This is a genomic window from Oleiagrimonas sp. C23AA (genome assembly GCF_011759385.1).
In the GTDB taxonomy this organism is placed as follows: Bacteria; Pseudomonadota; Gammaproteobacteria; order Xanthomonadales; family Rhodanobacteraceae; genus Oleiagrimonas.
The window spans coordinates 293626-316844 of record NZ_JAARLY010000001.1 but is presented as its reverse complement, the minus strand read 5'-3'; the positions used below and the strand labels follow the sequence as shown (position 1 = coordinate 316844).

Here is a 23219-nt window from a genome sequence, read left to right as displayed (position 1 = left end):
GTGTTTGTGTGCGGGCAGCCTTGCGCCCCTGCGTCATCATAAATCAGCCGCCGCGCTCGCGCCTCCGGCGTCGATCAGGACCTACGCCGGCGCGCTCCGACATAGGCGTGAAAAGGATGTTGCAAGGTCCTTAGAAACTCGCGGTGTCGTGGAGCGACATGCTCCAGATGCCGGTAGACCACGCGCTTGACCCAGTCGGTCAGCAGCGACCAGACCAGTGAGTAGCCCCAGATCAGGCCGATCTCGGCCCAGGAAATGCGCGCCACCAGGCCCAGGCCCCAAGCGCACAACAGCGTGGCCGCCACCTTGGTGACAATGGCCGACCACAGCATCACCGGCGCCGGCCACGGCTTGCGCCAATAGGCGCCGCGGGTGCGCGAAACGAACAGTGTCAGGTGCCCGGCCACGGCCATCTTCAGGAAGATGTAGGTCTGCACCTTGGGCGTGGGCAAGTGCAGGTAATCGATGGCCACGTACAGCATCAGGAAACTGCCAATAGTGCCGGTCAGGCCCATTGCCGTGGCCGCACTCAGCACACGGCGCATGTCCCAGCGCACCGGCTTGGGGTCCAGCGCGGTGCGATCGTAGGCGATGGTCATGATCGGCACATCATTGAAGAAGGCCAGCAGGATGATCATCACCGCAGTGATCGGGTAGATGTTGTAGGCCAGCATCGCCAACACCACGAACACCATGATGCGGATGGTCTCGGTGATGCGATACACGGCGTAGGCGTTCATACGCTCGAAGATGCGCCGGGCCTCTTCTACCGCCTTGACCACCGTGGACAGGCCCGGTGCGGTCAAGATCAAGCTGGCCGCCGCACGCGCGGCCTCGGTGGCACCGGATACCGCCACGCCCACATCGGCCTGTTTCAAGGCCGGCGCGTCGTTGACACCATCGCCGGTCATGGCCACCTGATGGCCGGCCGCCTGCAGTGCCTTGACGATGCCGTACTTGTGCTCGGGGAACACCTGCGCAAAGCCGTCGGCGGCATCGATGCGCTCGGCAAGATCGGCCGGCGCCGCGCCATCGGCACCGAACACCTGGTTGGCCGCCAGAATGTTGCGCCCGATGCCTACCTGACCTGCCAGCTCGCGGCCAATCGCCTGGTTGTCACCGGTGATCATCTTCACTTCGATGCCGTGTGCGCGGGCCTCGGCAATGGTGCGTGCCGAGTCCTCGCGCGGCGGATCGAACAGCGCCAGCATGCCGTCGAAGACCCAGGCGCCAGCGTCCTCGCGGTGGGCCACGCCCAGTGTGCGATAGCCGCGTTCGGCCTGCGCGTCGATCCAGGCCTGCGCGCGCTGGCGCGTCTCGGCGTCAACGCCGGCCAGATCCAGCATCACCTGCGGCGCGCCCTTGGCCGCCTCGCGCGTGCCGCCTTGGGGTGTCTGCCAGGCGCCCAGCGAGCGCTTGCTGACCGGATCGAACGGCACGAAGTGATCCAGCGTATAGCCCTCCGGCACGCGCCCGTCGGCGACGGCGGCAAACACGGCGCTGTCGATGGCGTCGGGATTATCGGCCTCGCTTGCCATGGCCGCATCTCGCAGCAGCCACTCGGCACTGTCGACGCCGAACAGCTGCGTCTCGCCGAGCGTCAATTGGTTGCGCGTCAGCGTGCCGGTCTTGTCCGAGCACAGCACATCGACACCGGCCATTTCCTCGATCGACTCCAGCCGCGAGACGATGGCCTTGTCCTTGGAAAGATTGAGCGCGCCCAGCGCCATGGTCACCGACAGTACCGCCGGCATCGCCACCGGGATCGAAGCGACCGTCAGAATCAGTGCGAATTGCACCAGCTCCAGCCACGGCAGGCCGCGCATCAGCTCGATACCCACCAGCACAATGACCAGCGCCAGGCTGATATAGATCAGGTAGTCACCAATCGACAGCACCGCTTTCTGGAAATGCGAGGGCGCGCCAGCCTTCTGCACCAGCTGCGCGGTGCGTCCCAGGTAGGTGTGCGCGCCGGTGGCGTATACCACGCCCTGCATCTGCCCTTGCCGCGCGATGGAGCCGGAATAGATCACCTCGCTACGCCGACGCTGCACGGCCAGCGATTCACCGGTCAGCGCAGACTGGTCCACGCTCAGGTAATCGCCCGCCACCAGCTTGATGTCGGCCGGCACGATATCGCCCAGCTTCACGCTGACCACGTCGCCGGGCACCAGCTCGGCCGCATCGATGGCCTGCCACTGACCGTCCCGGCGCACGCGTGCCTTCATCGCCAGTTGCTGCTTGAGCGCGTCGAGCGCGCTGGAAGCCTTGTACTCCTGCCAGAAGCCAACTGCGGCGTTAAACAGCAGCAGCAGCACGATGATCACCAGGTCCGCCCAGTGCCGCACCAGTGCCGACAGCACCGCGGCGGCCTCGATCATGCCCGGTATCGGCCCCCAGAAATAATGCAACAGGCGCCGCCAACCGCTGCGTCGGTCTTCCGGCAGGCGATTGGGCCCATATTCGTCAAGACGCGCACGGGCGGTTTGGCCGTCCAGGCCGTCGGCGGTGGTTTGAAGGGTAGCCAGCGTCTCTTCGACCGAGGCGCTTTCGGCCTTCTTGGTGTCAATCGTGATGGGCACGGACGCCTCCCTTGCGGTGGGCGTGCAGGCGTATCGGCTCGCCGTGACCGGGCATGCGCCATTCCTGGCCGCGCGCGTCCAACTGCTCGCCAAAAGCGCGCATGCCGCGATCATAGTCACCATGCACGAGGAACACCTCGCGCGGATGCCCGCACGCATCCAGCCAGGCCAGCAATTCATGCTGCCCGGCATGGGCCGAGAAACCATTGATGGTGTGGATGGCCGCACGCACCGGAATCTCTTCGCCAAACAGACGCACACTGCGTGCACCATCGACGATGATGCGCGCCAACGTGCCCTGGGCGGCATAGCCGACGAAGATCACACTGTTATTTTGATCAGCCAGATTCTGGCGCAGGTGATGACGGATGCGTCCGCCCGTGCACATGCCCGAGCCGGCCATGATCACCGCGCCTCCGTGAATGCGGTTGATGGCCATCGAGTCGGCCGTCTCGCGCGTCATGTGCAACCCCATCAACTGCATCGGGTCGCGCTTGGCCAGCTCCTCGCGGAAACCGGCCCGCAGCGCCTCGGGATGATCCATGAATATCTGCGTGGCCGAAATGGCCATCGGCGAGTCCAGGAACACCGGCAGATGCCTGGGTAGGCGGCCCTGCTCAATGGCCTGGTAAAGCACGTAAAGCACGTCCTGCGAGCGTTCCAGCGCAAAGCTCGGTATCAACACGTTGCCGCCGCGTTCGTAGGCACCATGGATGGTGTCGACAAACTCGTCCACCGAGGCCTGCCAGGGACGATGGTTGCGGTCACCGTAGGTGGTTTCCATGACCACATAATCTGGCGTATGCGGGGGTGGCACGGGATCATCAAGCAATGGCCGGCCGGGACTGCCCAGGTCGCCGGAGAAATGCACCGTGACGCGCTCACCGTCGTCCTCGATCTCCACGAACACCGACGAGGAACCCAGGATGTGCCCGGCGTTGACGAAGGTGGCGCAGATACCCGGCGCCACTTCGCGGCGCTGACCGTAGGCCACCGGATCGGCAAAATGATCCATGGTACGCAGGGCATCCAGCGTGCCGTATAGCGGACCGGGCACGCTGCGACCGCGGGCATGGTGCTGCGCACGGCGCGCGTCTTCTTCCTGCAGTCCGGCCGAATCGAGCATCACCAGCCGACCCAGCTCGCGCGTGGCAGCGGTACAGTGGATGCGCCCGTGAAAGCCGCGCTTGACCAGCAACGGCAGGCGTCCGCAATGATCCAGATGCGCGTGCGTCAGCAATACTGCATCCACCTTGCTGGCCTCGAAGCCGAAGCCCTCGGCGTTTTCCTCGGCCAGCTCGCGGCTGCCCTGGAACATGCCGCAATCGATCAGCACCCGCGCGCGGGAGGTTTCGATCAGATGGCATGAGCCGGTGACCTGCTTGGCCGCACCGTGGCTGCTGAAGCGGATCATGCCGTCACCTCCGTGACGCGCGGCGCCACAAGCTCACGCACACCCTCGGCCAGCGCCGCGCTGATGTCGATGAGCGCCGTTTCATGCGCCACGCTGGTGCTGCAGACTATTTGCGCGGCGCCGGCGGCGCGGATCTGCGCCATGGCATCCCCGGCGAGCAGGCCGTGCACGGCCACGCAGACCGCCGGCACGCTGTGCGCCTCGCGCAGATGCTCTAGCGCACCAACCAGGGTGCGACCGCTGGAGATGATGTCGTCCAGCAACACCGGCGTATGTTCGGGATAGTGACCCAATTCGGGCACCGTCACGCGTACATCGGTATCGCCGAAGCGCTGCTTGCGCAGCACCAGCACCGGCGCGTTGATGCGCGCGGCGACATCGCGCGCCCACTGCTCACTTTCGTCATCCGGACCGATGATCAGCGGCCTGGGAACATGCGCCTTGATCCACTCGGCCAGGTACGGCGCGGCGTGCACCACGCGACTTTGCAGCGCGTAGACTTCCGACAGCTGCTTAATGCGATGCAGGTGCGGATCGACCGTCACCAGCCAGTCGAAATGCGCCGACAGCAACGCGGCGTAGCTGCGCGCCGAGACCGCCTGCCCCGGCGCAAAGCGCTTGTCCTGGCGCATATAGGCCAGGTACGGCGCGACCAGCCCGACCCGCCGCGCGCCCAGTTCTCGCAGCGTGGCGGCCGCCGCCAGCAGCGGCACCGTCTTGGTATCGGGCCGGTCCAGCGTGCACACCAGCACCGCCTCAGTGTCCGGCGCCGGCGGCGGCAGTTGCACCATGCTCTCGCCATCGGGAAATGCATGCACCGATACCGGCTCGCAGCGCACGGCATAGTCGCCGTCCAGGTGGGCGGCCAGCGCCCCTGCCGTCGGCGCGTTGCCGGGCATCGTGTACAAACAGATCATGCAACGCTCTCCAGATGTAAGATGGCCGGGTGCCGGCCGATGAAGTCCAGCGCGTAATCGAGTTCACCGCGCGATTCGGCATGGACATCGAACATTGGCTGCCCGGCCTGAACCGCGTCACCGACATGCGCGTGCAGATACACGCCGGCGGTGACCACGTGCGGCGCACCGGCCAGCTTGGCCACGCGCGCCAGCAGGCGGTTGTCGATGGCCTTGATGTGGCCGCTGGTCGGTGCGCAAACGGCATGTCGCTGGCTGGCACGACCGGGCTCGCGAAGCCCGCCCTGGGCCATGCAGATGGCCTGGAACTTGCGCCAGGCACGGCCGTCGGCCAGCACGTTCAAGGCCAGCCCATGCGCCGCCGCGCCCTGCGCCAACCCGCCCATCTCGATCACCGCCGCGGCCACATCCAGCGCCCGCGCGCGAAGATCAGCCGGCGCTTCCGGGTGGTTCTGCAGCACCGCGAGCACATCGTGGGCCTCCAGCGCCGGACCGATGCCACACCCCACCGGCTGGCTGCCGTCGCTGATCAGGCCGTGCAGATTCAGGCCGATGTCCTGTGCGGTGCGGCGCAGTGCGGTCAGCAGCGCCTGGGCCTCGGCCTGGCTGCGCACCTTGGCGGTGTCGCCCACCGGGATGTCGATGACCACGTCGGTGGAACCAGCGGCGGCCTTCTTGGACAACACCGAGGCCACCAGCTGGCCCTCGCTGTCCAGATCGAGCATGCGTTCGACGCGGATCAGCACGTCGTCGGCGGGGCTGAGCGCCATGGCGCCACCCCAGACCATGCAGCCGCCCTCGGCTTCGACCACACGCCGCATCGCTTCCAGATCCAGGTCGACGCGGGTCATGGTTTCGATGGTGTCGGCAGTGCCGGCCGGCGACGTGATGGCACGCGAGCTGGTCTTGGGCATGATCAGTCCCAGCGCGGTGACGATCGAGACCACGATCGGCGTGGTGCGGTTACCGGGCAGGCCACCAATGCAGTGCTTGTCGACCACGCGCGGATGCGGCCAGCTCAGGCGGCTCCCGCCGTGGACCATGGCGCGGGTCAACGCGGTCACTTCGGTCGGCGTCATGCGCCCGTCGGCGCAGGCCACCAGAAACGCGGCCATGTCGACATTGCTCAGGCGACCGGCGACCACTTCCCCGATAATCGCCTCGTATTGGCCCTCGCCCAGCGTGGCACCGTAGATCTTGCCGCGCACGTGGCTCATCGCCTCGCTGGGCACCGGATGACGAAAACTCAGGCGCTCGCCCGGTTGCGGATCAAGCTGCGTCCATGCCGATTCGGAGAGGCCCACCTCGTCCTCGTCCAGCATCTGGCCGGCGTGCAGAATGTACAGCGTGGCCAGGATGCTGCCACGCGGCGAACTGACCTCGACGCGCGCATGCGCCTCGAAGCCTTCGGCGCGGCACACCGGCGCATCGGCGCGCAGCACCACCACTGCCTCGTGCTGCGTATCGACGCCCAGCCGGCGTGGGCGCAGCGTACCTGTCGCATTCACGACCGACTCCACTTTCGCCTCAGACATGGCCGGCGCCATCGGCCGTGGTGTGGCGCGGCCAGCGCCATTCGGTCACCGCCGGCATGTCTTCCAGATGCTCGCGGATATACGCCTCGTGGGTGGCCAGCAGGTGCTCGCAGTGTTCGCGCAGCGCCTGTGCCGGCGCGTCGTCGCGACCGGCCAGGTCCAGCGCCTGGCGTGCCAGGTGATAACGGCTGACCCGGTTGCGCACCACCATGTCGAACGGGGTGGTGGTGGTGCCTTCCTCGCGATAGCCCTCACTGTGAAAACGCGCACCATGGCCACGGGTCTGCGCCAGGCCGTCGATCACGTGCGGATACCCATGGAAGGCGAACAGCACCGGCTCACGCTGCCCGAACAAAGCCTCGTACTCGGCCTCGGCCAGGCCGTCCGGATGATCCAGCGGATGCGCCAGCGCCAGCAGGTTGACCACATTGACGACGCGGAACGAAAAGCCGGGCACATGGCGGCGCAAAAGGTCGGCAGCCGCCATCACTTCCAGCGTCGGCAGGTCACCGGCGCAGGCCAGCACCACTTCCGGATACTCGGCGTTGCCGCCCTCGGCAAAGTGCCAGCGCGAGGCACCGGCTGCGCAATGGGCATCGGCCTGCTCAATCGGCAGCCACTGCGGCATGGGCTGCTTGCCGGCGATGATCAGGTTGATGCGATCACTGGAGGCGAAGGTGTGGCGCGCCACCGACAGCAGACAGTTGGCATCGGGCGCCAGATACACACGCACGTGGCGATGCTTGCGGTTGAGCACGTTGTCGATGAAGCCCGGCCCCTGGTGGCTGTAGCCATTGTGGTCCTGGCGCCAGGTGTGCGAGGTCAAAAGGATATTCAGACCCGGCACTGGCCGTCGCCAGGCCACCTCGCTGGCGGCCTTCAGCCATTTCACGTGCTGGTTGATCATGCTGTCGACAATCGGCGCAAAGGCTTCGTAACAGGCGAACAGACCGTAGCGGCCGGTCAGCGTGTAGCCCTCCAGCCAGCCCTCGCAGCAGTGCTCGGACAGCACCTCCATGACGCGTCCGTCCTGGCTGAGCGCCTCGTCCGAGGCGCGGATCGGCTGCATAGTGCAGCGCGCGGTCACCTCGAACACCGCATCCAGACGGTTGGACGCCCATTCGTCCGGGCAGAACATGCGCACGTTGTGATGGCGCGCGTTGGCCACCAGAAGCTCGCGCAGCCATACGCCCAAAGCCCGCGTGGACTCGGCATCGACCTGTCCCGGTCCGTCCACGCGCACTGCCGCCGTATCCAGCGCCGGCAGGTTCAGGTCGACGCGGCGCCGTCCACCGTTGGCGGCCGCGCAACGGCCCGGCAAATAGGAGGCGCCAGGCAGCCCCTGCAGCAGCTCCGGACGGGGCCGCCCGTGCTCGTCGAACAATTCCTTGGGCCGGTAACTGGTCAGCCACTCGGCCAGTTGCTGGCGCTGTTTTTCATCGGAGCGTGCGCGCGTCAACGGCACCTGGTGCGAGCGAAAGCTGCCTTCGACCGGGTGCCCGTCCACCTGCTTGGGACCGGTCCAGCCCTTGGGCGTGCGCAGGATGATCATCGGCCAGCCCGGCGTGCATTCGTGCGCATCCTGCTGGCCACGCCAGCGCGCCTGGATGGCCTTGATATCGGCCATGGCGCTGTCCATCGCCGAGGCCAGCGCCTGGTGTACGGCCTGCGGCTCCTCGCCGGCCACCACCAGCACGCGATAGCCCAGTCCCTCGAAGTGCTTGACCAGCGCGGCATCGTCCATGCGCCCGAACACGGTCGGCGCCGCAATGCGCCAGCCATTGAGGTGCAGCACCGGCAGCACCGCACCGTCACGGCCGGGGTTGAGGTAGTGGATCGACTTCCAGGCGCCGCTGGCCGGGCCGGTCTCGGCCTCGCCATCGCCGACCACCGCCAGCGCCAGCAACTCGGGATGGTCGAACACCGCCCCGAAGGCATGCAGCAAGCCATAGCCCAGTTCACCGCCTTCGTGCAGCGAGCCGGGCATGTGCGGGCCGACATGGCTGGACACCCCACCCGGCGTGGAAAACTGCCGGCACAGCCGGTGCAGACCCAACGCACTGCGCTCCAGCGACGGTTCGACCTCTGCATAGCTGCCTTCCAGCCACACGTTGGCCAGCACCGCCGGCGCGCCATGGCCGGGGCCTGCCACGAACAACGGGTGCAGCTGATGCTCGCGGGCGGCACGCAGCAAATGGGTGTAAAGCAGGTTCAGGCCGGGGCTGGTGCCCCAGTGACCGAGCAGCCGCGGCTTGATGTGTTCGGCTTCCAACGGCTCGCGCAGCAGCACATTGTCTTTCAAGAAAATCTGCGCGGCCGCCACGTAATTGGTGGCCCGCCACCAGCGTTCCACCCAGGCAAGATCGTCTTTATCGAGCGTGTGGTGCGACTGACTGGACATCGTCATTTCCTGGAGTGAGGGCGTGCTGACCATTGTTCGCAGCGACCCCGGCGCCTGTATTGACGCAAGTCAATCGTGTGAAGACGTCCAGCATTTGAGGACATGTCACCGCGCCTCCGGTTGACCCATATCAAGCGGCCCACATGCCGCGATGCCTACGCTTTGTGCCGCGACGGAGTCCGGCTCTGTTGCCATGCGCCACCCCGCCCGTCAGGACCTGCCATGAGCCTTGTCTCAACACCGGCCCAGCCGCCGGCCTATATCGAAAACCGTACCTTCGACGAAATCGCCGTGGGCGACAGTGCCAGCGTCTCGCGCACGGTTACCCGGCGCGACGTGGAACTGTTCGCCATGATCTCCGGGGACGTGAACCCGGCTCACCTGGATGCCGACTACGCCCGCAACGATCCATTCCATCACATCGTCGCGCACGGCATGCTGGAAGCCGGACTCATTTCCAACGTGCTGGGCACGCAGTTGCCCGGGCCCGGCACCATTTACCTTTCGCAGGACCTGAAGTTCGTGCACCCGGTGGGCCTGGGCGACACCATCACCGCCACGGTGACGGTAACCGCTCGCGAGGAAAAGCACGGCGACCTGACCCTGGCCTGCCGCTGCGTGAACCAGCACGGTCTGCCGGTGATCACCGGTACCGCGCGCGTACGCGCTCCCCGCGAGAAAATCCGCCGGCCGCGCATCGAGCTGCCGGAGCTGCACCTGAGCCGTCATCGTCGCTACCGCGCCCTTTTGGCTGCCGCCGAGGAACTACCGGCGGTGGCCACGGCCATTGCCCATGCCTGCGACGAACATGCCTTGCGTGCCGCTGTCGATGCCGATGCTGCCGGCCTGATCATCCCCCTTCTGGTCGGCCCAAGACCGGCTATCGAGCAGGCGGCCAAAGAAGCGGGGCTGGATATCAGCCGCTTCGAGATCATCCATGCCGAGCATGCGCCCGACTCTGCGCGGCGCGCCGTGCAACTGGTCCGCGAGGGCCGTGCCGCCATGCTGATGAAGGGCGCGCTGCACACCGATGAGCTGCTGCACGCGGTGCTGGCGCACGACAGCACGCTGCGTACCGAGCGACGCTTGAGCCATGTCTACCTGATGGATGTGCCGCGCTACCCGCGCCCGCTGCTGGTCACCGATGCCGCCATCAATATCGCGCCGGACCTGGCCGCCAAGCGTGACATCGTGCAGAACGCCATCGACCTGGCCCATGTCATCGGCATCGGTTGGCCGCGCGTGGCGCTGCTTTCGGCGGTGGAAACGGTCAACCCCCAGCTCAGTTCCACCCTGGATGCCGCCGCGCTGTGCAAGATGGCCGAGCGCGGTCAGATCCATGGCGCGGTACTGGACGGCCCGCTGGCCTTCGACAACGCGGTCAGTCCGGAAGCGGCCGCCGACAAGGGCATCATCTCGCCCGTCGCCGGTCAGGCCGACATTCTGCTGGTGCCCAACCTGGAGGCCGGCAATTCACTGGCCAAGCAGCTGATCCTGCTGTCTGGCGCCGACGCCGCCGGCATCGTGCTGGGCGCGCGCGTACCCATCGTGCTGACCAGCCGCGCCGACAACGAACGCACCCGCATCGCCTCGTGCGCGGTCGGCGTGATGCTGGCCTACCGGGCCGACCGCGCCCCGCAGGCGGCATGACGCCCATGACCCGCGCCCTGCTCACCCTCAACGCCGGCTCATCCAGCCTGAAATTCGCCCTGTATGGACTGGGCGCAAACGACGCGCTGGACCTGCACGCACGCGGCCAGCTGGAATCGATCACGCAGGCGCCGCACCTGACTGTTCACGACCGCGATGGCCATTGCGTGCACGAGCAGCGCTGGGCCCACCACGGCAGCGGCTTTCACACCCTGCTCGGCCACGTGCTGGACTGGTGCGACAGCCACCTGGGCGGCGACCGGCTGGTCGGCGTGGGGCATCGCATCGTGCATGGCGGCCCCGAACATGATCGCCCACAACGCCTGACGCCGGCGCTGATCGCCGCTATCCAGGCGCTTGTCCCATTGGCGCCGCTGCACTTGCCGCACAACCTGGAGCCGGTGCGCGCGGTGGCCGCGCATCGCCCGAAACTGGCGCAGGTGGCCTGTTTCGATACCGCCTTTCACCACGCCATGCCCGAGCACGCCAAGCGCTTCGCGCTGCCCGACCCGATGTACCAGGACGGCGTGCGTCGCTATGGTTTCCACGGCCTTTCCTATGCCTACATCGCCGAACGCCTGCGCCAGCAAGCGCCCGAGCTGGCGGCCGGGCGAGTCATCGTCGCGCACCTGGGCAACGGCGCCAGCGTCTGCGCCATGCGCCATGGACACAGCCAGGACACCAGCATGGGCTTCACCGCGCTGGACGGGCTGGTCATGGGCACGCGCTGCGGACGGCTCGACCCCGGCGTGGTGCTGTATCTGCTACAGCACGAAGGCCTCTCGGCCGATGACGTGCAGGAGCTGCTCTACAAGCGCAGCGGCCTGCTCGGCGTGTCGGGCATCGATGCCGACATGCGCACGTTGCTGGCCTCGCACGATCCGGCCGCCGAACGCGCCGTGGATCTTTTCGTGTACCGACTGGTGCGTGAGATCGGTGCCCTGGTCGCGGTGCTTGGTGGCGTGGATGGACTTGTCTTCACCGCCGGCATCGGCGAGCACGCCGCGCCGATACGCGCGCGCACCTGCGCCGCACTGGGCGCCTTTGGCGTGCAATTGGACGAGACGGCCAATCAAGCGCACAAGGTGTTGATCAGCGCGCCCGACTCACGCGTGCAGGTCCGCGTGATGGCCACCGACGAAGAGCACATGATCGCCGCCGAGACGCGCCGCGTGCTGGCACTCTAGCGCAGTCAGACTTCCAGCGCGTCAGCGCCGTTTGGCTCGGCATCCTCGTGCAGTTCGCTGCGCAGGCTGACGATGTGGATGCCGTCATCACGCCGCTTGGCAATGCGCTTGGCCTGCGCGGCCATGCTGGCGACCGCTTCTGGATTGTCCGGGTAGACATCGCTCACACATACCGCGCCCACCGACACCGTGGTCAGCGGAAAGAAGCTGCCGCGACCGTGGCGATCCTCGGCCTCGATGCCGCCGCGCTGGCGATCGGCCTCGTCGAACAGGTCCAGCGCACGCGCGTTGAACGCCTCGCGCATGGCCCGGCAACGCTCCAGCCAGTCGCGGCTCTGAAACAGCATGACAAAGTCGTCACCGCCGACGTGGCCGACAAAATCGCGCCCCACGTGCTGTCCGGTAAGGGTCTCGGCCAGCAGGCGGATCATCTCGTCGCCGCGGAAATAACCGTACTGGTCGTTGAAGGGCTTGAAGTGGTCGAGGTCGAAATAGGCCACCGCAAACGGCCGGCGCGCGGCCAACAGACGCGCCAGATGCTGGGTCAGCGGAATATTGCCCGGCAGGAAGGTCAGCGGATTGGCGTAGCGCGCCGCCTCGATGCGCAGTTCGGTCACCCGGCGTACCAGCGATTCCCCCGTGCCCAGGCCTTCATAACCGCCCTGCCGGGTGACGATGAAGCCATCGGACAGATAGCGCTGGTCCTCACCGCGCAGGATCGCCTCCATGCTTTGCAGCGACTGCTCGACATCACACACCAAGGGTCGCGCCTGCATGAAGGCGCTACAGCTCTTGCGATCGAACAGCTCGCGCGCGAACGGCTGCGCCATGCGCTCGGTGAAATAGCGCCGGTTGATCAACCCGACCGGACGCTGCGCCTCGTCGACCACCGCCAGCGCGTGCAGGCTGGGATTGCCGACGAAAATGTCCGCGACCTCGCGATTGCACTGGCGCACGGTCACCGCTGGCGCACGGATCAAAAGGTGTTCGGCCTTCAGTGGCCGCACCGTCACCGGACCGCGATGGCGAGGCGGCACAGGTACGCTGTCGGCCAACAATGCCTGCGCCACCTCGGCATCGGTCAGCGTGGTCGGAAACTTCGCCGGGCGACCAATGAAAAAGCCCTGCGCGTAAGGAATCTTGAGTTCCGCCAGCATGCGCAGATCATCCGGGTCCTCCACGCCCTCGCCAATCAGGTCCGCGCCCAGCGTCTCGGCCACACTGCACAGCGCACGCACGATGGCCAGTTTCTCGGCACTGCGCGAGAGGCCGTGGATCAGGTAGCGGTCGATCTTCACCACCTCCGGATGAATCTCGTTCCACATCTCGAAGTTGGAATGGCCATTGCCGAAATCATCCAGCGCGACACGCACACCGCGTGCGCGCAGAAAGCCCAGGCGATGGGCCAGCTCGGCGGCATTTTCGACCACGTCGCGCTCGGTCAGCTCAATGGTCACCCGGCTGGCATCAAGGCCTGGTACACGCAGTGCCTCCAACACGTCCTCAGCGCAGAGGTCATCGCGCAGGATCACCCGCGCGCTCAGGTTGACCAGCAGCCGGCCCGGCAACGCGCGTTCAACAAAGGCGTGGGCGATGCACTGCACCGCGGTCAACTCGAACTCGGCCAGACGACCACGCGAACGCGCCAGATCCAGCAGATCGACCGGCGTCAGCGTGGCGCCGGCCAGTGTGGAACGGATCAGCCCTTCATAAGCCACCACCTCCCGGGTCTGAAGGCGCATCACCGGTTGGAAATGAGCGGTCAGTGCCCCCGGATCCAGTGCCCGGTCAAGCATGGAACGCCCCTGTGCCATAGGCTTGGACGGCAACCGACTCATGCAGAGCATCCTGTGGCAGGCATGCGGTGTTGTGGTCGTTACGCAGGTCCAGCGTGGTTTTTTGGACCCAGTCGCTTTCTTGACCGCGCGCTGACGCGATCTGAAGGTGGCATTCGGCGGCCATTTTCGATCCCGGCTGAAAACGTTTGGACAACACCGGAACCGGCCTTCCATGTGCTTGGGTGGTGCGGTGGCGAGTATGCGTCGCGGCGATGACAGAACATCGGGTGCGTGATGACAGAACGGCGTCAACACGCGACCGGCGGCAGCACACGAGGGTTTGAGTGATCGGCATCACGCAGGACGGAAATGGCACCATGACGCGCGCGCCAGCCCAGCTCGCGCCCTACCCGAGAGGCGTCGTAAACGCGGTCGATCGAGACTGGAAGCGGCCAGCCGCGACGTTGCATGGCGATGACCAGGCGCGGTGCGCGACGTGCCAACACGGTGGCCGCGTCGGCGTGGAGCTCGAGCACATCCGAGCGCTGCAACGGCGTTGGCGCGGCGATGATCCAGCGCCGGAATGGACCCAGCGTATCGCCCAGCGACATGGCACAGGCGCGCGCCACGTCGCGTGCATCCACGCCCCTGTGCAGACGATACACCGCCATCAGATGGGCCGGTTCGGGAAAACATCGCGCTACCCGCAGAATACGCACGGCAGGTCCACCGCTCCTGCATTGCGCCTGCAGCCACGCTTCGGCAATCAGTTTGCTGCGGTGATAGATGGTGCGTGGCTTGGGATCGAGCGACTCATCCACCCAGCCGGCACGCCCGGTCGGCGTGGCCGCGGCGCCATAAACGGCCGTGGAGCTCAGGAAGACAAAGCGCGACACGCCACGCTCGGCCGCCATCTCGTACAGACGCCGCGTGGCATCGACATTCACCTGCATGAAACGCCGCTCACTGACCAGGCCCACGTGCGGCGCATGCAGCGCCGCCGCATGCACCACCGCCTGCACGCCATCCAGCGCCGCCGCCACATCTTCGCTACGGGTGATATCGCAACGCTCTACCCCGGCCGTACATGGCTCCAGATCGGCACCATGCAGCCTGGAGCCACCCAGACCATGCATCAGCATCGCCTGGCCTAACCGGCCGGCCGCACCGGTGACCAGTACGATGCCGCTCCTTTTCATCATCAGCGCAGGATAGACCGGCCATCAGGCACAAAAAAACCCCGGGCGCCGCGGCACCCGGGGCTTTTTCACACCTTACGCGATTACTTCTTCTTCGCGGTCTTGGCCTTGACGGCCTTCTTGGCGTGATGCTTGTGCGTGTGATGATGCTTCTTCACCACGTGATGCGTGGTCGCCTTGGTGCCGGTCTTGGCGGCCGGAGCGGCCACGGAGACGGCGGACAGGGACAGGCCCGCGATCAGCAGGGCGGCGGCCAGAGCAATCTTGCGCATGATTGAAACCTCTCGAGGTTGAGCCGCGGACCCGGTCGGAACCCGACGTCTCGGGTAGCGCGGCGCCGCTAATGTGCGCCTTGATCGGCAACCGGCGCTGAACGAAATTCACGCCAATTTCACGCCGTCGTTGAACCAAATCCTCAAGCTGTTGTCATGCCGGCCTTGCCATCACCCTCAGACAGGTTTTCAGCAACTCGCCCAGCAGTGGCTGCACCTTCTGCGCGCGTTCGGGAAGATACTCAAAACACTCTTCATCCATGTAATTGAGCTGGGCCATTTCCATCTGTACGGCATTCACCCCATCACTCGGGCGTCCGAAATGACGGGTGATGTAGCCGCCCTTGAAACGGCCATCGGTGACATGGCTGAAACCGCGCTGGTGATCGAGCACGTCCTGCAGCGCCTGACGCAGGTCCATGGCGCTGGCCTCGCCATCGGCAAAGCCCAGATTGAGGTCCGGCAACTGGCCGTCGAACAGCATCGGCACGCGGCTGCGGATGGAATGGCCTTCCCACAGCACCACGCGCGGATGCAGCGCGCGCAGGCGGGTCAGCTCGCCGGCGAGTGCGGCGTGATAGGGCTGCCAGTAGTGCGCCACACGGTGACGGATGTCCTCGGCATCGGGTGCCCTGCCGTCCAGATAGATCGGCTCGCCATCGAACATGATCGTGGGCACAAGCCCGGTTTCCTGCCGCCCCGGATACAGCGCATGGCCATCGGCCGGGCGGTTGAGGTCAATCACATAACGCGAATGCGTCGGCGCGATGATGCTGGCGCCCAGCTCCCGCGCGAAGGCATACAGCTGGCCCACATGCCAGTCGGTGTCGGGCGAGCGCCGCGCCGCCGGGCGCATGCGCCCGGCGATGGCCTCGGGAATGAAGCTGCCGTCGTGCGGCAGGCTGATCAACAGCGGCGCGGTGCCGCGATGCAGGTGGTAGATGTCGTTCATGGGCATAAAGTCTAACCAGACAGGCAACCATCGTCCTGATGCGGTGCGTCAGCGCATCAGCACCATTTCTTCGGCCGAGGTGGGATGCACGGCCACGGTATCGTCCAGATCGACCTTGCGCGCGCCCATCTTCACGGCCACGGCAAAGCCCTGGATCAATTCCTCGGCTCCGGCGCCCAGCGCATGTACGCCGACCACGCGTTCGTCTTCGCCCACGCAGACCAGCTTGAACACGCTCTGGTAGCCGTGGTCGGACAATGACAGATGCATCGGGGTGAAGCGCGAGCGATACACCTTCACCGCCTCGCCATGGACCGAGCGCGCATCCTCCTCGGCCATGCCACAACCGGCCAGTGGCGGGTGAGCGAACACCACGCTGGGAATGTTCTGATAATCCAGGTGCGCCTGGCGGCGGCCGCCAAACAGGCGGTCGGCCAGACGCCGACCGGCGGCAATGGCCACTGGCGTCAGCGCCAGCCGGTCGGTGACATCACCGATGGCGTAGATGCCATGGGCCTCGGTGTTCTGGAAGGTGTCGATCAACACATGGCCCTGATCATCGCAGGCGACACCGGCTTTCTCCAGGCCGATGTTGTCGCTGTTGGGCACGCGCCCCACCGCCCATAGCACCTTGTCATACGGCCCCAGGCGGTTGCCAGCGGTGCAATTCATGAACAACTGATCGCCCTCGCGCATCAGCTTGCTGACCTGGCACTGGTAGTGGATGTCGATGCCCTGCGCGCGCATGCATTCGCCCAGCGCCAGCGCCATTTCCGCATCGAAGCCATGCATCAGATGACCGCGCGCGTAGATGTCCACCTGAGCGCCCAGCGTGTGCATTACGCCGGCCAGTTCCACCGATATGTAGCCACCACCGACGATGGCCACCTTGCCCGGACAGGCATCCAGATCGAAAAAGTCATCCGAAACCATGCCCAGATCGAAACCGGGCACATCCAGGCGCTTGGGATGCGCCCCGGTGGCCAGCACGATATGCGGCGCCTGCAAGGTACGCTCGCCAGCCTTAACACGCCCCTGCCCCAACAGACGACCGCGCGATGCGATGACCTCGATATCGGCCTCGGCCAGCCGCCTGTGGTAACTGGCATGGATGTTGGCGATATACGCCTGGCGCCGTTTCACAAAAGCCGACCAGTCCAGCGGACCAGGGGTGACGTCGAAACCGTAATCGACCGCCAGTTGCTGCGCCTCGGCCATCTGCGCGGCGTGCCACATGGCCTTCTTCGGTACGCATCCCACATTGACGCAGGTGCCGCCCAGTTGGTTGGGCTCCAGCAAGGCCACGCGCGCGCCATGGCGGGCGGCACGGAAAGCGGCGGCCAGGCCACCGGAACCGGCGCCCAGCACAATCAGGTCAAAGCGGTCTGACATCCTTTCAAGCTCCTCGTTGCGTCTGGCTCAGCTGACTGATGCAGCAGGCAGGCTAAAAGGCGCGAAGTCAAACCGATGCGACGATTCAGCGTGAAGTCGCCCTGCGCCGCGTCACAGCCCGAAGCGTGACGGCGCGTATGGCGAGGGGTCCAGCAGCGGCGCCGGTCCGGCGCACAAGCCGGCCACCAGCTCGGCCGTGGCAGCGGCCATGCTCATACCCAACATGCCGTGACCGGTCGCCAGCATCAGATTGGACCAGCGCGCGCTGGGGCCGATCAGCGGCAGTTCGTCCTGCACCATCGGCCGCCAGCCCCACCAGCGCTCGGTCAACTCGGGCCCTTCGCTCACCTTCAGATAGGTGGCCGCCGCGCGTCGGATTGCCTCCAGCCGCCGCGTGTTCATGCGCTTGTCATAGCCGGAAAACTCCATGGTGCTGCCCAGGCGCAGGCCATCGCTCCAGCCGGTGACGCACACCGACGCCTCGCGCAGTGACAAGGGCCGCTGCGGCATCTGGCTGGAAGGCGAGAACGTCAGCGAATAGCCCTTGCCCGGCTGCATCGGCAAATGCAGCCCGAGCTGACGCGCCAGTTTGGGCGACCAGGCACCGGCGGCCAGCACCACGCGCTCGGCGCGGAAGCGTCCACGCTTGGTATCGACCCGCGTGATCGCCCGCGAGCGCGTCTGCAGGTGGCGCACCGGCATGCGTTCCTCGATATGCCCGCCCAGCACACGCACGCGCTCGGCCAGGCCCGCCACCAGTTTTTCCGGGCGCAGGCTGGCGTCATCCGGGTGGAAAAAGCCGCCGGCCACGCCATCGGCCAACGCCGGCTCCATCGCCGCCAGTTCGTCGCCATCGAGCACCTGCACGGCGGTGCCCAGGCGCTGCAGCCACTCGGCGTGCCATTGCTCGGACTGGAGCTGGCGGCCGTCGCGGTACACGTACAAGGTGCCGGTGCGCTGCATGCCGGCGTCGATCTGCTCGATCTCCAGCAACTCGTCCAGCACCGTGCGCGAGCGTTGCAGCAGCGCCGAGCGTGCCTCGGCAATGCGCGAGAACTCGGCCCAGTTGCAGAACTTGGTCATACCGGCCAGCCAGGCAAAGCGTGCCGGATCGGGCCACGGGCTGACATGCAGCGGCGCATCGCGACGCCACAGCGAACGCAAGGCGCGCCCGACCGCTCCCGGTGCGGTAATCGGTGCAATATGGCTGGGCGTGATGGTGCCGCAATTGCCGTGCGAGGCGCCGGCGCCGACCTGGGCGCGTTCGATCACGCGCACGCTGGCCCCTGCTTTCAGCAGGTACAGCGCACAGCTCAGCCCGATGACGCCACCGCCAATGACGATGACATCGCTAGTTGAATCGCTCATGCGGCCATTCTACCCGCTTCCACGGGCACGCCGTGGCCGAGCTGGTCGCAAACCGCGCGGCACCAGGCCGCGTTCGACCAGCTCGAAGATGCCCTGCACCGCCAGTGCCAGCACCGCCGCCGGAATCGCCCCCTGCAGGATCAGCCCCATGTCATCCAGCCGGATGCCGGTGAGAATCGGCTGACCATAACCGCCGGCGCCGATCAACGCGCCCAGCGTGGCCGTGCCGACGTTGATCACCGCGGCCACCTTCACGCCGGCCAGGATCGAGCGCAGCGCCAGCGGCAGATCGATGCGCCACAGCTTCACCCGTCGCGGCAGCCCCAGCGCATCGGCCGAGGCCAGCAGCGCCGGATCAATGCCGGTCAAACCCACATGCGTATTGCGCACGATCGGCAGCAGGCTGTAGAGGAACAAGGCGGCAATCGCCGGCGCCGCGCCAATGCCGAACAGCGGGATCATGAACACGAACAACGCCAGCGACGGCACTGTCTGCAACACGCCGGTCAGCGCCATCACGCCCTGCCCCAGCCGCCGGTAGCGCGCCGCCACCAGCCCCAGCGGCAAGGCAATCACGATCGCCAGGCCCAGTGAACTGGCCACCAGCGCCAGATGCTCCAGCGTGCGCCGCCCCAGCCGGGTCCAGAAACCGGCCTCGCCCGAGGCCGCCTTCACGCCCAGAAAATCCCCGGCCACCGCCGTTTCACTGCGCCCATCCAACTTCACCGCCGCATTCATGCGCTGCATCGCCGCCTCGTCGATACGCCCACCCAGGCCGTTGAGCGCGGCCAAGGCCTGCGGATGCGAGGCAGCCCAATCCAGCCGATACAAAAACACCGCCCGGTATGACGGGAAGAAATGCCGGTCGTCGGTGAGCACGCGCAGGTGCTGATAGGGAATTTCCGCATCGGTGGTGTAGACGTCGGTCACGTCGATGGCGCCGGCCGCCAGTGCCTTGTAGGCCAGGTCGTGATCCAGGCTGCGCACGTGGTCGGTGGGCAAGCCATAGCGGCGCGCCAGACCACGCCAGCCGTCCTCGCGATCCATGAACTCGTTGGATAGCCCGTAACGCACCTGCGGATGCGCGCGCAGCTGGCTGATGCGCTCGATACCCAACTGGCGAGCGGTCTTGCGCGGCATGCCCAGCGCATAGCTGTCGCTGAAGCCCAGCGGGGCGGACATGCCCAGACCCAACCGTTTCAGCCGTGCCCGCAACTGCGCCAGTGAGGCATCGGAGGGCGCACCGGGCAGCAGCTCCTGCACCAGCGTGCCGGTGTACTCCGGGTACACATCGATACTGCCGCGACGCAGTGCCTTCCACAGAATGCGCGTGCCACCCAGGTTGCGCTGATGCGTGGCCGCAATGCTGTGCGCTTTCAGCTCCAGCCGCGCCACTTCGCCCAGCACAATGGATTCGGTAAACGCCTTGGAGCCGATGCGCACCGGCGCGCCGGCCGCCGTCGCCGCCGATGCCGCCAGAGCCAGACCCAACGCCAGGCACGCCGCCAGCACCCAATGCAGCGCGCGCCTCATGCGTCCGCCTGCGGCAGGCCGCGCCCAGAGGCGACAAAACGGCTGACAAACGCATCGGCCGGCCGGTCGCGTAGATCGGCAAAGCTGCCATCCTGTCGCACACGGCCGCCCTCCAGCAGCACCAGGCGCGAGGCCAGAAACGCAGCCTCGGCCATGTCGTGCGTGACCAGCACCACGGTGGTTTTCAGCTCGGCAAAAATGCGCGCCAGCTCGTCCTGCAAGTCGTGGCGCACCACCGGATCGAGCGCGCCCAGCGGCTCATCCAGCAGCAAGGCGGGTGGATCAAGCATCAACGCGCGCGCCAGCGCCACGCGTTGGCGCTGGCCGCCGGAAAGCTCGGCCGGGTAGCGACGCAATACGTCAGCCTGAAGACGCACAAGGTCCAGCAACGACGTCACACGCGCCTGAATGCGCGTCGCCGCCCAGCCTACCGAGCGTGCCTGCAGAGAAAGATTCTGCGCAATGGTCAGGTGCGGAAACAGGCCGCCTTCCTGGATCACATAGCCGATGCGCCGGCGCTGCGCGGTCAGTGCGCGGCGCGTCAGTGGCGAGCCCTCCATGCACACCTGCCCGCGATCGGGCCAGATCAGCCCCATCAGCAGTTTCAGCACGGTGGATTTGCCCGAACCACTGGAGCCAATCAGCGCCGTGGTGCGCCCGCGTTCGATGCGCAGATCCATCGGCGCCAGCGCCATCTGGCCCGCATAGCGCTTGCCGGCATCGCGCAGCTCGAACATCGGCACGCTCGATGCATTGTCAGTCATGGCGGCGCCGTCCAGGTTCCATTCCCGCATCATCCCGAGCCCGCCCGGTGCGCACAACCACGCGCCAAAGAATGCATATCATTCGTCGATGGCATGCATTATGCTTTTCTTACACCACGATCCCAAGCAAGCACTGCCCATGTCCGCGACCACTTTTGAAACCCTGCTCGCCCTGCGCAACCCCGAATCGGGATGGCTGGCCGTGCTTGCCTGTGTGCTGGACGAGGCCAGTCGCGATCCGGAATTCGATGCCCATCAGCGGCGTCTGCTGGCGCAGCTGATCGTCTCCGGCGAGCCGTTGCCGGCGGCGGTGCTGGATGCAGCGCGTCAGCGCGCCGATCATTTTGAAAACGAGCTGATGGCGCAGAACCAGGCCGCCATGATGGAAGCGCCCGCAGCGTCCCGCCCCAAGCTCACGCTGGTGGAAAGCCCGGCACGCGAAACCAACTTCGCGTAATACCCCACCTGTTTGCCGTAAGTCGCTGATGGAGCTAACATCGCATTGAGCCCTCACCGGATCGATGCGATGTTAGCTGGCCCGACCGTCCCCACTCGCCCCTTCTTGAGCGCGCGTGCCGGGACTGTCCTGCGCCTGGCTGCCACCGGCGCCTGCCTGTTGCTGGCCGCCTGCGCCAGCGCACCGCGCCATCACGCCGCGCGCGCACCGCAACGCACCTTCACCCACGCCGATCACGCCGCCGCCTCGCCCAAAGAGGCCAACGACGTGCTGTTTCGCGCCATCAGCCTGGTCGGCACGCCCTACCACTGGGGCGGCAACACGCCCGATTCGGGCTTTGATTGCAGCGGCCTGGTCGATTACGTCTACCGCACCATGACCGGCATCAAGCTGCCGCGCACCTCGCACGCCATGTCACGCATGGACACGCAAAAGGTGCACCGCTTGAACCGCCTGGCCAGCGGCGACCTGCTGTTCTTCCGCACCGAAGGCCATCGCATCAGCCACGTCGGCATCTACGTCGGCCGCGGCCGTTTCGTGCACGCCCCCAACAGCGGCGGCACCGTGCGCCTGGACACCCTCACCAACCGCTACTGGGGCAAGCACTTCGCCTTCGCGCGAAGGATTATTGAGTGAGTCATATGGCCCGAATCGGTCGGACATGGACGATGCGACCAATTCTAGCCGTCATGCCCCCGACTTGACCCCGACCAAAGCACCCGACCACCCGACAGCGCTATGCTCGGCCCCTAGTCCACTGTCAGGAGCTGTGTGATGAAGGTGCTGTATACCGCGACTGCAACCGCCAAGGGCGGGCGTGAGGGCCATGTCCGCAGTGACGATGGCCGTGTTGACCTGGACCTTTCCGTGCCGCGTGAACTGGGTGGTGCCGGTGGCGAGGGAGCCAATCCGGAGCAGCTGTTTGCCGCCGGCTATGCGGCGTGCTTTGAGAGCGCGGTGCGCTACGAGGCGGCGCAGCGCAACATCAAGCATGACGATGTCAGCGTGACCTGCCATGTGGGCATTGGCCCGCGCGAAGCCTCGGGTTTCGGGTTGACGGTGCGCCTGGATGTACATATTGGCGGCGTTGACCACGACATGGCGCAAACGCTGATCGAGGCGGCGCATCGGGATATTTGCCCGTACTCGCACGCCACACGCGGCAATGTCGATGTGGACGTGTCGCTGGCCCCATAGGCTGACATCAAGGCCAATAAAAACGGGCGCCGCGGCATACGCCGGGCGCCCGTTTTTTTGCTTTTCGCAGCACCTGTGTGCCAGCGAAGCGCTTGATGCTTAGTGCTGATGACCGCCGACGCCGTGGGCGTGGCCGTGCTTGAGCTCTTCCTCGGTGGCCTCGCGCACGCTCAGCACCTCGATCTCGAAGTTCAGCGTCTTGCCGGCCATCGGGTGGTTGAGGTCCACGTCGATGGTGGTCATGCCGACTTTCTGCACGGTGACGATGCGCTGGCCGCCTTCCTTCACGTGCAGCACGGTGGCATCGCCCACCTTCAGGCGCTGCGCGTTCTGGAAGTATTTCTTGGGCACGCGCTGGGTCAGGCCATCCTGACGCTCGCCATAGGCTTCGTCCGGGCCCAGTTCCACCGTGAAGGTATCGCCGCCTTCGTGGCCTTCCAGCGCCTTCTCCATGCCCGGGATCAGCTGGCCGCGGCCCAGCAACAGCAGCAGCGGCTGGCCCGATTCACGTGAGTTCTCCACCTGCTCGCCATCGGAGCTCAAGATGTAATGGAACTCAACGACGCTGTCTTTGGACGCCTTCATGCTGCTTACTCTCCGCCGAAACTTATGGGAAACGTT

At 66.2% G+C, this 23219-nt stretch carries 19 protein-coding genes; 5 read left to right on the top strand and 14 right to left on the bottom strand.

From position 1 onward, the window contains the following. Positions 1-74: 74 nt before the first annotated feature. The 5 genes from HBF24_RS01380 to HBF24_RS01360 are packed head-to-tail and all read right to left on the bottom strand — an operon-like array spanning position 75 to position 8849. Positions 75-2582: a plasma-membrane proton-efflux P-type ATPase gene (locus HBF24_RS01380; RefSeq protein ID WP_167167090.1), complete on the bottom strand. Its 2508-nt coding sequence runs from the start codon at positions 2580-2582 to the stop codon at positions 75-77. Then, the gene (locus HBF24_RS01375) at positions 2566-3996 is read right to left on the bottom strand and encodes an MBL fold metallo-hydrolase (RefSeq protein WP_167167810.1); all 1431 of its coding nucleotides are present in this window, start codon (positions 3994-3996) and stop codon (positions 2566-2568) included. The genes HBF24_RS01380 and HBF24_RS01375 overlap by 17 nt, the downstream gene beginning before the upstream one ends. Continuing rightward, a complete protein-coding gene (locus HBF24_RS01370) occupies positions 3993-4913 on the bottom strand; it encodes a ribose-phosphate diphosphokinase (protein ID WP_167167807.1) in 921 nt (306 codons plus the stop codon). The genes HBF24_RS01375 and HBF24_RS01370 overlap by 4 nt, the downstream gene beginning before the upstream one ends. Next, positions 4910-6421, bottom strand: coding sequence for a thymidine phosphorylase family protein (locus HBF24_RS01365; protein WP_343162681.1), 1512 nt, complete (start codon positions 6419-6421; stop codon positions 4910-4912). Before HBF24_RS01365 ends, HBF24_RS01370 begins: the two co-directional genes overlap by 4 nt. A 19-nt stretch (positions 6422-6440) precedes the next feature. After that, complete coding sequence (locus HBF24_RS01360) at positions 6441-8849, bottom strand: phosphoketolase family protein (protein ID WP_167167802.1); 2409 nt, start codon at positions 8847-8849, stop codon at positions 6441-6443. Between the two features lie 222 nt (positions 8850-9071). Here HBF24_RS01360 and HBF24_RS01355 point away from each other — a divergent pair, with 222 nt between their 5' ends. Together HBF24_RS01355 and HBF24_RS01350 are read left to right on the top strand one after the other, a co-directional pair. Then, positions 9072-10499 (top strand): bifunctional enoyl-CoA hydratase/phosphate acetyltransferase, encoded by a 1428-nt coding sequence (locus HBF24_RS01355; protein WP_167167799.1) that lies wholly within the window; start codon positions 9072-9074, stop codon positions 10497-10499. A 5-nt stretch (positions 10500-10504) separates the two neighbouring features. Next, a complete protein-coding gene (locus HBF24_RS01350; RefSeq protein WP_167167796.1) occupies positions 10505-11686 on the top strand; it encodes an acetate/propionate family kinase in 1182 nt (393 codons plus the stop codon). 5 nt (positions 11687-11691) lie between these two features. On the opposite strand, the gene HBF24_RS01345 is transcribed toward HBF24_RS01350, so the two are convergent. From HBF24_RS01345 to HBF24_RS01310, 8 genes are all read right to left on the bottom strand, one after another. Then, positions 11692-13524 (bottom strand): GGDEF domain-containing protein, encoded by a 1833-nt coding sequence (locus tag HBF24_RS01345; protein ID WP_167167793.1) that lies wholly within the window; start codon positions 13522-13524, stop codon positions 11692-11694. A gap of 248 nt (positions 13525-13772) precedes the next feature. Next, positions 13773-14666, bottom strand: a complete 894-nt coding sequence (locus tag HBF24_RS01340) for an NAD(P)-dependent oxidoreductase (protein ID WP_167167790.1) — start codon at positions 14664-14666, stop codon at positions 13773-13775. A gap of 80 nt (positions 14667-14746) precedes the next feature. Further along, the gene (locus HBF24_RS01335; protein ID WP_167167787.1) at positions 14747-14935 is read right to left on the bottom strand and encodes a hypothetical protein; all 189 of its coding nucleotides are present in this window, start codon (positions 14933-14935) and stop codon (positions 14747-14749) included. Between the two features lie 154 nt (positions 14936-15089). Further along, positions 15090-15887: an N-formylglutamate deformylase gene (hutG, locus tag HBF24_RS01330; RefSeq protein WP_167167785.1), complete on the bottom strand. Its 798-nt coding sequence runs from the start codon at positions 15885-15887 to the stop codon at positions 15090-15092. A 48-nt stretch (positions 15888-15935) separates the two neighbouring features. Further along, positions 15936-17279, bottom strand: a complete 1344-nt coding sequence (gorA, locus tag HBF24_RS01325; protein WP_167167782.1) for a glutathione-disulfide reductase — start codon at positions 17277-17279, stop codon at positions 15936-15938. A gap of 111 nt (positions 17280-17390) precedes the next feature. Continuing rightward, positions 17391-18647 (bottom strand): FAD-dependent oxidoreductase, encoded by a 1257-nt coding sequence (locus HBF24_RS01320; RefSeq protein WP_167167779.1) that lies wholly within the window; start codon positions 18645-18647, stop codon positions 17391-17393. Between the two features lie 9 nt (positions 18648-18656). Continuing rightward, positions 18657-20180, bottom strand: coding sequence for a glycine betaine ABC transporter substrate-binding protein (locus HBF24_RS01315; protein ID WP_167167776.1), 1524 nt, complete (start codon positions 20178-20180; stop codon positions 18657-18659). After that, complete coding sequence (locus tag HBF24_RS01310; RefSeq protein ID WP_240922112.1) at positions 20177-20875, bottom strand: ATP-binding cassette domain-containing protein; 699 nt, start codon at positions 20873-20875, stop codon at positions 20177-20179. Before HBF24_RS01310 ends, HBF24_RS01315 begins: the two co-directional genes overlap by 4 nt. Before the next feature lie 208 nt (positions 20876-21083). Here HBF24_RS01310 and HBF24_RS01305 point away from each other — a divergent pair, with 208 nt between their 5' ends. The 3 genes from HBF24_RS01305 to HBF24_RS01295 all read left to right on the top strand — a co-directional run bounded on the left by HBF24_RS01305 (position 21084) and on the right by HBF24_RS01295 (position 22598). Beyond that, positions 21084-21401 carry a hypothetical protein gene (locus tag HBF24_RS01305; RefSeq protein ID WP_167167773.1) on the top strand — a complete coding sequence of 106 codons (318 nt, stop codon included), beginning with the start codon at positions 21084-21086 and terminating at the stop codon, positions 21399-21401. Positions 21402-21506: 105 nt separating this feature from the next. Beyond that, positions 21507-22037, top strand: coding sequence for a C40 family peptidase (locus HBF24_RS01300; RefSeq protein ID WP_240922038.1), 531 nt, complete (start codon positions 21507-21509; stop codon positions 22035-22037). Between the two features lie 138 nt (positions 22038-22175). After that, positions 22176-22598 carry an organic hydroperoxide resistance protein gene (locus HBF24_RS01295; protein WP_167167766.1) on the top strand — a complete coding sequence of 141 codons (423 nt, stop codon included), beginning with the start codon at positions 22176-22178 and terminating at the stop codon, positions 22596-22598. 99 nt (positions 22599-22697) lie between these two features. Here HBF24_RS01295 and HBF24_RS01290 read toward each other — a convergent pair whose 3' ends face one another. Further along, positions 22698-23183: a peptidylprolyl isomerase gene (locus tag HBF24_RS01290; protein ID WP_167167763.1), complete on the bottom strand. Its 486-nt coding sequence runs from the start codon at positions 23181-23183 to the stop codon at positions 22698-22700. Between the last annotated feature and the right edge of the window lie 36 nt (positions 23184-23219).